We start from the raw sequence: 11,120 nt of genomic DNA, 5'->3' as shown, positions 1-11,120 counted from the left end.
TTCCTAGGGTCCTCCTCGTCGATGCGACGAGGAGGACCCTAGGAACGGGCGGTTTCCCGGCGGTGCCCGTCGGGGGTCGTTCCGGAAACGGGGATCGCACGTCCGCCCCGGACCGGTGGTGAGCCGGTCAGATCTCCTGGAGGATGCGCAGCGCCCGGCCGACCCGCTGCATGGTCTCGGTGTCGGCCACGTCGACGCACTCGGTGAACCACTTCTTCATCGGTGAGGAGAGCCGGTCGGGCATCACCACCCAGCGGCCCATCGTCACCGCGAGGGGCGAGTCCCGCAGCAGCGACTCGTCGACCACCTCGACGACGATCACGATGGGCACGTCGGTGGAGTTGTAGACGTCGGAGCTGATCACCAGCCCGAGCCGTTCCCGGGCGCCCTCGATGCGCCAGACCTCCCCCCTACGCAGCACGCGGGCGTCCGCCGAAGAGCACGTCGTCGACCAGGGCGACCTCGTGGGCGTCGGCGAGGGCGTCGGACTCCAGATCCAGGCCGGCGCGACCGACGGCGGCGGCGTGCGCGGTGAAGACCTCGCGCAGCGCCTTCTCCCGGGCGGCCTGGTCCATCCAGGCGGAGAGCGACAGCCCCTCCCGCTTGGCGAACCGGCGCGCCTCCTCGATCGTCTCGTCGGAGAACGAGAGTGTCACCTTGGCAGTCATGCCGGAGAGATTACCGGCTGGTATGACCGCTGGTCATCCCGGTCGGCGCCCCTCGGCCGGGGACGCCAGAACGCCCACCACCGACATTCCCGGCGAATCGCCGCCGGGCACGTCAGCGTATCCGGAGCCGGCTCCGGATAGCAACGAGGCATCCACGCGGTCAGGCCGCCCGGCCGCCGAACACGGCGAAGCGCCACTCCTTGAAGAAGCAGTCCACGTCGACCAGCCCCGCCTCGGCCAGCCAGCCGCACTGGTCGGCCACCGTGGCCGGCCGGTCGTGCCGCATCCGCTCCCGGGCGGCGGCGATCTCCTCGGCGTCCGAGCCCAGCTCCGTGATCCGCGCGGTCCAGACCTCGTCGTAGCGGCGGTCGAGAGCCGGCGTCGGGCCGGCCACCTGCTCGGCGTTGACGAACACCCCGCCGGGGACGAGCGCCGCCGCGACCCGGCGGTAGAGGGCCCGCTTGTCGGCGTCGGCCAGGTGGTGGATGGCGAGCGCGGAGACCACGGCGTCGTACCGGCCGGGCGGCAGCGGGTCGGCCAGGTCCGCCCGGACCACCCGGTGCGACACGCCCCGGGCGCGGAGCTGGTCGGTGGCGACGGCGAGCATCGCGGGCGCGGCGTCGACCAGGGTCAGCCGGACCTCCGGCACGGCGGCGGAGAGGAGCAGGGAGAGCAGGCCGCTGCCCGCGCCCAGGTCCAGCACCTCCGGGGTACGTCCCGCCGCCAGCGCCGCCCGCAGCGGCGGGGCGGCGACCTCGACGGCGGTCCCGTAGAAGGCGTCGAAGCAGGGCACCAGCCGTCGCCGGGCCTCGTCGTACGTCCCCGCCACGGCGTCGAACGCGTCCGCCACGGTCATCCGGTCTCCCAAGATGCAGGATTTTTGTCTCACATTCTAAACCCGGAGGTCCGGCCCGGTGACCCCGTGCGGTGTGAGGCGCTCTTGACAGGACCGAAACAGAAGGGACCCGGACCGGAAACCGCCCGGCGGCACGCTTTGCCGACATGACAGACGGTGCACGGGTGGCGACGCGACCGGGGGCGACATCCCGGGAGGCGGCCACCCACTGCCCGTACTGCGCGCTCCAGTGCGGGATGACGCTGCGCGAGACCGACGGGCGGACCGAGGTGCTCCCCCGGCAGTTCCCCACCAATCGCGGCGGGCTCTGCCAGAAGGGCTGGACCGCCGCCGAACTGCTGGACCACCCCGAACGGCTCACCACCCCCCTGGTGCGCGACCCGGTTACCGGCGAGCAGCGCCCGGCGAGCTGGGACGAGGCGCTGGACCGGGTCGCCGCCGGCATCCGCACCGTCCAGAGCGGACACGGCCGGGACGCCGTCGCGGTCTTCGGCGGCGGCGGGCTGACCAACGAGAAGGCGTACGCGCTCGGCAAGTTCGCCCGGGTGGCGCTGCGGACCCGGCACATCGACTACAACGGCCGCTGGTGCATGTCCTCCGCGGCGGCCGCCGGCATCCGGGCGTTCGGCGTCGACCGGGGACTCCCCTTCCCCCTCGAAGACCTCGCCCGGGCGGAGACCCTGCTGCTGGTCGGCGCCAACCCGGCGGAGACCATGCCGCCGCTGCTGCGCCACCTCACCGACCAGCGGCAACGCGGCGGGCGGCTGATCGTGATCGACCCCCGGGTGACCGCGACCGCCCGCCAGGCCGACCTGCACCTGCAACCGCTCCCCGGCACCGACCTGGCGGTCGCCAACGCGCTGCTGCACATCGCGCTCACCGAGGGCTGGCTCGACCGCGAGTACCTGGCCACCCGCACCACCGGCTTCGACGCCGTCCGCCGCACGGTGGCCGGCTACTGGCCGGCGGAGGTGGAACGGCTCTCCGGGGTGCCGGTGGCCGACCTGGAGGCGACCGCCCGGGCGCTCGCCACCGCCGGCAGCGCGATCATCCTCACCGCCCGGGGCGCCGAGCAGCACGCCAAGGGCGTCGACACCGTCACCGCCTTCGTCAACCTGGCGCTCGCCCTCGGCCTGCCCGGCCGCCCCGGCTCCGGGTACGGCTGCCTCACCGGGCAGGGCAACGGCCAGGGCGGCCGCGAGCACGGGCAGAAGGCCGACCAGCTCCCCGGCTACCGGAAGATCGACGACCCGGCGGCCCGGGCGCACGTGGCGGGGGTCTGGGGCGTACCGGCCGACGACCTGCCCGGGCCGGGGGTGCCGGCGTACCGGCTGCTGGACTCGCTCGGCACGGCCGACGGCCCCAGGGCGCTGCTGGTCTTCGGCTCCAACCCGGTGGTGTCGGCGCCCCGGGCGGCCCGGATCGAGTCCCGGCTGCGCGACCTGGACCTGCTGGTCGTCGCCGACTTCCTGCGCTCGGAGACGGCCGCCCTGGCCGACGTGGTGCTGCCGGTCGCGCAGTGGGCCGAGGAGGACGGCACGATGACCAACCTGGAGGGCCGGGTGCTCCGCCGCCGCGCGCTGCGCGAACCGCCCCCCGGCGTCCGCACCGACCTGGCGGTCCTCGCCGGCCTCGCCACCCGGCTCGACGCACCGGTCGACTTCCCGACCGACCCGCGGACGGTCTTCACCGAGCTGCGGCGGGCCTCGGCCGGCGGGCCGGCGGACTACGCCGGCGTGACCTGGGACCGGATCGACGCCGCGAGCGGCGTCTTCTGGCCCTGCCCCGACCCGGACGGCCCGGACACCCCCCGGCTCTTCGCCGACCGGTTCCCCACCCCGGACGGGCGGGCCCGGTTCCACCCGGTGACCCACCGGCCGGCCGCCGAGGAGGTCTGCGCCGACTACCCGCTGCACTTCACCACCGGGCGGGTGCTGGCCCAGTACCAGTCCGGCACCCAGACCCGGCGGGTCGCCGCGCTGCGCCGGGCCGCACCCGGCGCCTTCGTCGAGCTGCACCCGGACCTGGCCGCCCGGCTCGGCGTCACCGACGGCGAGGAGGTGCGGGTCGTCTCCCGCCGGGGCGAGCTGCGCGCCCCCGCCCGGGTCAGCCCCACGATCCGGCCGGACACCGTCTTCGCGCCGTTCCACTGGGCCGGCGCCGCCCGCGCCAACTCGGTCACCAACGACGCGGTCGATCCGGTCTCCGGGATGCCCGAATTCAAGATCTGCGCCGTCCGCGTCGAAAGGGTCGAGTCGTGAGTCAGCGGGTGGTCGTCGTCGGGTACGGGATGGCCGGGTCCCGGCTCGCCGCCGAGGTGCACGCCCGGGGCGGGGACCACAAGGTCACCGTGCTCGGGGCGGAGCCGCACCGGGCGTACAACCGGATCATGCTCTCCACCCTGCTGGCCGGGAAGATCGCCGAGCCGGAGGTGGAGCTGGCCGAGGTCGCCGGGCAGGGCGTGGACGTGCGGACCGGAGTGGCGGTCACCGCGATCGACCGGGCCGCCCGCGAGGTGCACACCGACGACGGCGACCGGTACGGCTACGACCACCTGGTCCTCGCCACCGGCAGCCGGGCCCTGGTGCCGCCGCTGCCCGGCCTCGACCCGCTGCCCGAGCGGGTGGTGCCGTTCCGCACGCTGGACGACTGCCGGCGCATCCTCGCCGCCGCCGAGGGCGCCCGGAGCGCCCTGGTGCTCGGCGGCGGCCTGCTCGGGCTGGAGGCGGCCCGCGGGCTCACCGCCCGGGGGCTGGACGTGACGGTGGTGCACCCCATGGGCCACCTGATGGAACGGCAGCTCGACCCGACCGCCGGCGCGGTGCTCGTCGGCACCCTCGCCGGACTCGGCGTGCGCACCGTGCTGGCGGTGTCGGCGACCGGGGTGGCCGCGGACGCCGACGGAGTCCGCCTCGACCTCGCCGACGGCCGGTCCCTCACCGCCGACCTGCTGGTCCTCTCCTGCGGGGTACGCCCCGACACCGCCCTCGCCGCCGCGGCCGGACTGACCGTCGAGCGCGGCGTGGTGGTGGACGACCGGATGCGGACCAGCGACCGGCGGATCTCGGCGATCGGCGACTGCGCCCAGCACGACGGCGCGCTGACCGGACTGGTCGCCCCGGCCTGGGCGCAGGCCCGGGTGGTGGCGCAGGTGCTGGCCGGGGACGACCCGCTGGCCCGCTACCGGCCCCGGCCGGTGGTGACCCGGCTCAAGGCCGCCGGCATCGACCTGGCCGCGATGGGCGACGCCACCGACGGCCCGGGGACCGGCGAGCCGGTGGAGGAACTGACCTTCGCCGACCCGGCCCGGGGGACGTACGCCCGGCTGCGGATCCGCGACGAGCGGCTGACCGGGGCGATCCTGCTCGGCGACAACCCGGCGGTCGGCACCGTGGTGCAGCTGTTCGACCGGGGCGCCCCGGTGCCGGCGGACCGCCGGTCGCTGCTGCTCGGCCGGGCCTTCGGCGCGGTGCCGGCCGCGCCCGCCGCGTCCCCCGCGCTGATGCCGGACGTGGCCACGGTCTGCCAGTGCAACGACGTCAGCAAGGGGACGCTGGTGGCCTGCTGGCGGTCCGGTGCCCGGACGGTCGACGCGCTGTCCGGGGCGACCCGGGCCGGCACCGGCTGCGGCGGCTGCCGGGACGCCCTCGCCGGCATCGTCGACTGGCTCGCCGGCGCCGAACCGGCGGAGGTGACGGGATGGGACCGCGAGGCGATGGAGGTGACGCGATGAGTGGCGGCGATCTGGTCGTCATCGGCAACGGCATGGTGGGGCAGCGCTTCGTCGAGGCGCTGCGCGCCCGGGACCACGACCGGCGCTGGCGGGTGACGGTGCTCGCCGAGGAGCCTCGGCCCGCGTACGACCGGGTGCGGCTCTCGGCCTTCTTCGACGGGGTGAGCGCCGAGGAGTTGAACCTGCACACCCCCGACGACGGCGTGACGCTGCGCCTCGGCGAGCCGGCCACCGGGGTCGACCGGGCGCGGCGGGTGGTGACCACGGCGGCCGGCGAGCATCCGTACGACGCGCTGGTGCTGGCCACCGGGTCGTCCGCCTTCGTGCCGCCGGTCGACGGCACGGACCTGCCGGGGGTCTTCGTCTACCGGACGCTGGACGACCTGGCGGCGATCCGGGCGCACGCCGCGGGGCGGCGGACCGGCGCGGTGATCGGCGGCGGCCTGCTCGGCCTGGAGGCGGCGAACGCGCTGCGGCTGCTCGGCCTGGCGACCAGCGTCGTCGAGTTCGCGCCCCGGCTGATGCCGGTCCAGGTGGACGAGGCGGGCGGCGCGATGCTCCGCCGCTACGTCGAGGAGCTGGGCGTCACCACCCATCTCGGGGTGGCCACCACCGCGCTCCGCCCCGGCCCGGACGGCGCGGTCGCGGCGCTGGAGCTCTCCGACGGCGGCACGGTCGACGCCGACCTGGTCGTCGTCGCCGCCGGCATCCGGCCCCGCGACGAGCTGGCCCGGACGGCCGGGCTGGCGGTCGGCCCGCGCGGCGGGGTGCTGGTCGACGCGACGTGCCGGACGGAGGACGAGTGGATCTGGGCGGTGGGCGAGTGCGCCGCCGTGGACGGCACCTGCCACGGCCTGGTCGCCCCCGGGTACGCGACGGCGGAGGTGGTCGCCGACCGGCTGCTGGGCGGGGCGGCCACCTTCCCCGGGGCGGACACCGCCACCAAGCTCAAGCTGCTGGGCGTGGACGTGGCGTCGTTCGGCGACGCGCACGGCACCACCCCGGGCTGCCTCGACGTCACCTTCACCGACCCGGCCACCCGGTCGTACGCGAAGCTGGTCCTCTCCGACGACGCGCGGACGCTGCTCGGCGGCGTGCTGGTCGGGGACGCGACCGCCTACCCGACGCTGCGGGCCAGCGTCGGCGGGCCGCTGCCCGCTCCCCCGCTGGCGCTGCTGGCCCCGGCCGGCGAGACCGGCGGCGGGGTGGCCGCGCTGCCCGGCGCGGCGCAGGTCTGCTCCTGCAACGCGGTGACCCGCGAGCAGATCGACGCGGCGATCGCCGACGGCTGCGCGGACGTGCCCGCGCTGAAGGCGTGCACCCGGGCCGGCACGAGCTGCGGCTCCTGCGTACCGATGCTGAAGCAGCTCCTCGACGCGGCCGGGGTGCAGCAGTCGACGGCCCTCTGCGAGCACTTCGACGCCAGCCGGCAGGAGCTGTTCGAGATCGTCCAGGTGCGGGGCATCCGCACCTTCTCGCAGCTCATCGCCGAGCACGGGCGGGGGCGCGGCTGCGACATCTGCAAGCCGGTGGTGGCCTCGATCCTCGCCTCGTTGGGCACCGGGCACGTGCTCGACGGCGAGCAGGCGTCGTTGCAGGACACCAACGACCACTTCCTGGCCAACCTGCAACGCGACGGCAGCTACTCGGTGGTGCCCCGGATCCCCGGCGGCGAGATCACCCCGGAGAAGCTCATCGTGATCGGCGAGGTGGCCCGGGACTTCGGGCTCTACACGAAGATCACCGGTGGTCAGCGGATCGACCTGTTCGGGGCCCGGGTCGACCAGCTGCCGCAGATCTGGCGCCGGCTGGTCGACGCCGGCTTCGAGTCCGGCCACGCGTACGGCAAGGCGCTGCGCACGGTGAAGTCCTGCGTCGGCGAGACCTGGTGCCGGTACGGGGTGCAGGACTCGGTCGGGCTGGCCATCGCCCTGGAGCTGCGCTACCGGGGCCTGCGTGCCCCGCACAAGATCAAGTCGGCGGTCTCCGGCTGCGCCCGGGAGTGCGCCGAGGCGCGCAGCAAGGACTTCGGGATCATCGCCACCGAGACCGGCTGGAACCTCTACGTCGGCGGCAACGGCGGCTTCCGGCCCCGGCACGCCGACCTCTTCGCCACTGACCTATCCACAGAAGCGCTGATTCCGCTGATCGATAGATTCCTGATGTATTACATCCGCACCGCCGACCGGCTGCAACGCACCGCAGCCTGGATCGAGGCGATGGAGGGCGGCCTCGACCACCTGCGCGCGGTCATCGTGGACGACTCCCTCGGGCTCTGCGCCGACCTCGACGCGGCGATGGCCCGGCACGTGGCGTCCTACTCCGACGAGTGGCGGGACGTCCTCGACGACCCGGACCGGCTGCGCCGGTTCACCTCCTTCGTCAACGCCCCGGACGTGCCCGACCCGTCCATCACCTTCGCCGTGGAACGCGGCCAACCCGTACCGGCGCGCGGGGCCCCGCCGGCGGCCGGCGCGGACCGCCGCCGCCAGCCGGTCGCGCTCGGCCTTCCGGAGGTACGCCGATGAACCCGACGAGCACGCTGGACTGGACGGCGGTCTGCCCGCTCGACCGGCTGGACCCCGACCGGGGTGTCGCCGCGCTGGTCGACGGCGTGCAGGTGGCGCTCTTCCGCACCGGCGGCGAACTGTACGCGGTCGACAACCTCGACCCGGTCGGCGGCGCGTACGTGATGTCCCGGGGCATCGTGGGCAGCCGCGGCGGCGTGCCGACGCTCGCCTCCCCGCTGCACAAGCAGGTCTACGACCTGCGGACCGGGCGTTGCCTGGACCTGCCGGAGGTGACGCTGCGGCGGCACCGGGCGCGCTGCCGGGACGGGATGGTCGAGGTGCGGTTGCGACAGGAGGAGTGATGGCCGACGAACTGGCCGGCTTCACGATCGGGGTCACCGCGGACCGGCGGCGGGACGAGTTGGCCGCGCTGCTCCAGCGGCGGGGCGCCCGGGTGGTGCTCGCCCCGGCACTGCGGATCGTGCCGCTGGCCGACGACACCGACCTGCGCGAGGCCACCCGGGCCTGCCTCGACCGGCCGCCGGACATCCTGATGGCGAACACCGGCATCGGGATGCGCGGCTGGCTGGAGGCGGCCGAGGGCTGGGGGCTGGCCGAACCGCTGCGCTCGGTGCTCGCCGAGTCGTACGTGGTGGCCCGCGGGCCCAAGGCGCGCGGCGCGATCCGGGCCGCCGGCCTGCACGACCAGTGGTCGCCGGCCTCGGAGAGCTGCGAGGAGGTGGTGGAGCACCTGCGCCGGCGCGGCGTGGCCGGGCAGGTCATCGCCATGCAGCTGCACGGCGACCGGCAGCCGGAGTGCACCGCCGCGCTGGAGGATGCCGGGGCCACGGTGATCGAGGTGCCGGTCTACCGGTGGGCCGCGCCGACCGACCCGGCGCCGCTGCACCGGCTGATCGACCTGGTCGCCAACCGGCTGGTGGACGCGGTCACGTTCACCTCGGCCCCGGCGGCGGAGGCCCTGCTGCGGGCCGCCGGGGACCGGACCGAGACGGTGCTGGAGGCGCTCCGCGGTGACGTGCTGGCCGGCTGCGTCGGCGCGGTCACCGCGGAGCCGCTGGTCCGGCGGGGGGTGCCGGTGAGCGCGCCGAGCCGGGCCCGGCTCGGCGCGCTGGTCCGCACGATCGTCGACGAGCTGCCGCGCCGGACGGTCACCGTGAAGGCCGCCGGTCACCTGCTCACCCTGCGCGGGCACGCGGCCGTGGTCGACGGGGAACTGCGCCCGCTGGCCCCGGCCCCGATGGCGGTGCTGCGGGCGCTGGCCCGGACCCCGGGCCGGGTGCTGCCGCGGGCCGCCCTGCTGCGGGCGCTCCCCCGGGGCGCCGACGAGCACGCGGTGGAGATGGCCGTGGCCCGGCTGCGGGCCGGCCTGCGCGCCCCGCGCGTGGTGCAGACCGTCGTCAAGCGCGGCTACCGGCTCCGGGTCGACTGAGCCGGGACACCCGGGGGGACTCAGCCCACTGGAGTCGGGAAGCCGCGGCCGTGCTCGGCCTGGAGGCGGAGCATGGCGTGCTCGACGACCGTCACCAGCACCTGCTTGACCGACTCCCGCTGCCGCGCGTCGCACATCACCAGCGGCACGTCCGGCGGGATGGCCAGCGCCTCGCGGACCTCCTCCACCTCGTACTGCGGCGCGCCGTCGAACCGGTTCAGCGCCACCACGTACGGCAGATTGCGGTTCTCGAAGTAGTCCAGCGGGGCGAAGGCGTCGGTGATCCGCCGGGTGTCGACGAGCACCGCCGCACCCACCGCCCCCCGGATGATCTCGTCCCACATGAACCAGAAGCGGGTCTGGCCCGGCGTGCCGAAGAGGTAGAGGATCAGGTCCTCGGCCATGGTGATCCGGCCGAAGTCCATGGCGACCGTGGTGGTCTCCTTGCCGGGCACCTTCGACGGATCGTCGATGCCCACCCCGGCGGCCGTCATCAACGCCTCGGTGGTCAGCGGAGTGATCTCGGAGATCGCTCCGACCAGGGTCGTCTTGCCCACGCCGAAGCCACCCGCGACCACGATCTTCGCGGAGATGATCTCCCGGCTGCGGCGCGCCCCGGCGGGGTCATAGTTCGCGAAGTCCACTTAGCACCCTTCCAAGCAGGTTCATCCGCTCCTCGAATCCCTCGGCGGGAGCGGCGGTGTGTAGCGTCAGCAGGCCCTCGGCCACCAGGTCGGCGACCAGCACCCGGGCGACACCCAGCGGCATCCGGGTGTACGCGGCGATCTCCGCCAGTGACTGCGCCCGGCCCTCGCAGACCGACGCGATGCGGTACTTGTCGTGCCCGGCGAACCGCGCCTCGGCCACCTGGGTGGCAGTGCAGGACAGCACCGCCTCCAGGGCGATGTTCTGCAGCGGCTCGGTACGGCCCCGGGTGACCGCGTACGGCCGCACCAGCGCGCCGCGCGGGTCCCGCCGTGGTTCCATATCGCCATCACCTCCCTCCGTACGGAGCCGGGTCGGCTCCGGATCACCTGGTCACGCGGGTTCCGGTCAGGACCGCACGGCGTCCCGGGGCAGCGGCACCAGGGCCGCACCCACCCGCTCCACCAGCAGCGCCATCTCGTAGCCCACCTGCCCGACGTCGCAGCTGCGCGCCGCGAGCACCGCCATCGACGAGCCGTCACTGATCGACATCAGGAACAGGTATCCGCTGTCCATCTCGATCACGGTCTGGAGCACGCCGCCCGCGCTGAACATCCGCGCCGCGCCCTCGGTCAGGCTCACCACGCCGGAGGTGATCGCGGCGAGCTGGTCCGCCCGGTCCCCGGGCAGATCCCGGGAGGAGGCGAGCAGCAGCCCGTCCGCGGACACCGCCACCACGTGGGCGATGCCCGCCACGCTGTCGGCGAAGTTGGTGAGCAGCCAACCCATGTCCTGCATGGCCGCTGGCCTGTTCATCGGTTCGTCTCCTTGATCGAGGTGCTGTTCAGGTCCGCGCCGGCCGTCCGACCCCGCTGCACACCGCGGTGGTAGGCCGACAGCAGGCCGCGTACTTCATCGGGCGTGCGCCGGCTCTGGGACCGGCCCCCCTTCGGCTCGATGCCGCCGGGGACGAGCTGGGCCTGCGGCACCCGCTTCGGCAGACCGGAGCGGGTGGTGCCGCCGGTGGTCGGCTCGGCAGCTCGGGTCGCCCGCGACCAGCCCTCGTCGGCCGCCGTCCGCCAGGCGCCCGCGTCCGCCTCGGGCGGCGCCGACGCCGGCGCGGCGACCGGTGGCACGGGCGGGGGTACGGCCGCAGCGGGCGGCACGGACGGCGCCGACGGCGCGGTGTACGGCGGGGGCGACGTCACGCCCGACGCCTGCGCGCCCGGGGTGCGGGCCGGCAGCGGCGGGCGCGACG

General features: G+C 75.1%; 11 protein-coding genes and 1 pseudogene. 5 read left to right on the top strand and 7 right to left on the bottom strand.

Annotated elements, in window-relative coordinates; translation table 11 throughout:
• Positions 1–127: 127 nt before the first annotated feature.
• The 3 genes from DKT69_RS04995 to DKT69_RS04985 form a co-directional block, all read right to left on the bottom strand.
• Positions 128–421, bottom strand: coding sequence for a hypothetical protein (locus DKT69_RS04995; RefSeq protein WP_109800413.1), 294 nt, complete (start codon positions 419–421; stop codon positions 128–130).
• Complete coding sequence (locus DKT69_RS04990) at positions 411–668, bottom strand: DUF6364 family protein (RefSeq protein ID WP_109800412.1); 258 nt, start codon at positions 666–668, stop codon at positions 411–413. The genes DKT69_RS04995 and DKT69_RS04990 overlap by 11 nt, the downstream gene beginning before the upstream one ends.
• 160 nt (positions 669–828) lie before the next feature.
• A complete protein-coding gene (locus tag DKT69_RS04985) occupies positions 829–1,524 on the bottom strand; it encodes a class I SAM-dependent methyltransferase (RefSeq protein ID WP_109800411.1) in 696 nt (231 codons plus the stop codon).
• 146 nt (positions 1,525–1,670) lie between these two features.
• Here DKT69_RS04985 and DKT69_RS04980 point away from each other — a divergent pair, with 146 nt between their 5' ends.
• The 5 genes from DKT69_RS04980 to DKT69_RS04960 are packed head-to-tail and all read left to right on the top strand — an operon-like array spanning position 1,671 to position 9,217.
• Positions 1,671–3,785 (top strand): molybdopterin oxidoreductase family protein, encoded by a 2,115-nt coding sequence (locus DKT69_RS04980; RefSeq protein ID WP_109800410.1) that lies wholly within the window; start codon positions 1,671–1,673, stop codon positions 3,783–3,785.
• A complete protein-coding gene (locus tag DKT69_RS04975) occupies positions 3,782–5,257 on the top strand; it encodes an FAD-dependent oxidoreductase (protein WP_109800409.1) in 1,476 nt (491 codons plus the stop codon). Before DKT69_RS04980 ends, DKT69_RS04975 begins: the two co-directional genes overlap by 4 nt.
• Positions 5,254–7,785, top strand: a complete 2,532-nt coding sequence (gene nirB / locus DKT69_RS04970; RefSeq protein WP_109800408.1) for a nitrite reductase large subunit NirB — start codon at positions 5,254–5,256, stop codon at positions 7,783–7,785. The genes DKT69_RS04975 and nirB overlap by 4 nt, the downstream gene beginning before the upstream one ends.
• Positions 7,782–8,129: a nitrite reductase small subunit NirD gene (nirD, locus tag DKT69_RS04965; protein WP_109800407.1), complete on the top strand. Its 348-nt coding sequence runs from the start codon at positions 7,782–7,784 to the stop codon at positions 8,127–8,129. Before nirB ends, nirD begins: the two co-directional genes overlap by 4 nt.
• Entirely contained in the window at positions 8,129–9,217 is a 1,089-nt protein-coding gene (locus tag DKT69_RS04960; protein ID WP_109800406.1) for a uroporphyrinogen-III synthase, read from the top strand. The genes nirD and DKT69_RS04960 overlap by 1 nt, the downstream gene beginning before the upstream one ends.
• 20 nt (positions 9,218–9,237) lie before the next feature.
• On the opposite strand, the gene DKT69_RS04955 is transcribed toward DKT69_RS04960, so the two are convergent.
• The 4 genes and pseudogenes from DKT69_RS04955 to DKT69_RS04940 form a co-directional block, all read right to left on the bottom strand.
• Positions 9,238–9,861: a GTP-binding protein gene (locus DKT69_RS04955; protein WP_109800405.1), complete on the bottom strand. Its 624-nt coding sequence runs from the start codon at positions 9,859–9,861 to the stop codon at positions 9,238–9,240.
• Complete coding sequence (locus DKT69_RS04950) at positions 9,842–10,204, bottom strand: DUF742 domain-containing protein (protein ID WP_109800404.1); 363 nt, start codon at positions 10,202–10,204, stop codon at positions 9,842–9,844. The genes DKT69_RS04955 and DKT69_RS04950 overlap by 20 nt, the downstream gene beginning before the upstream one ends.
• A 66-nt stretch (positions 10,205–10,270) precedes the next feature.
• Positions 10,271–10,678 carry a roadblock/LC7 domain-containing protein gene (locus DKT69_RS04945; protein WP_007465177.1) on the bottom strand — a complete coding sequence of 136 codons (408 nt, stop codon included), beginning with the start codon at positions 10,676–10,678 and terminating at the stop codon, positions 10,271–10,273.
• Positions 10,675–11,120: pseudogene (locus DKT69_RS04940) on the bottom strand (ATPase); the annotation flags it as partial. The gene DKT69_RS04945 and the pseudogene DKT69_RS04940, both read right to left, overlap by 4 nt.

Origin of the sequence: Micromonospora sicca, assembly GCF_003172935.1 — a bacterium.
Classification (GTDB): domain Bacteria; phylum Actinomycetota; class Actinomycetes; order Mycobacteriales; family Micromonosporaceae; genus Micromonospora; species Micromonospora sicca.
This window is presented reverse-complemented; position numbering and strand designations above follow the sequence as displayed.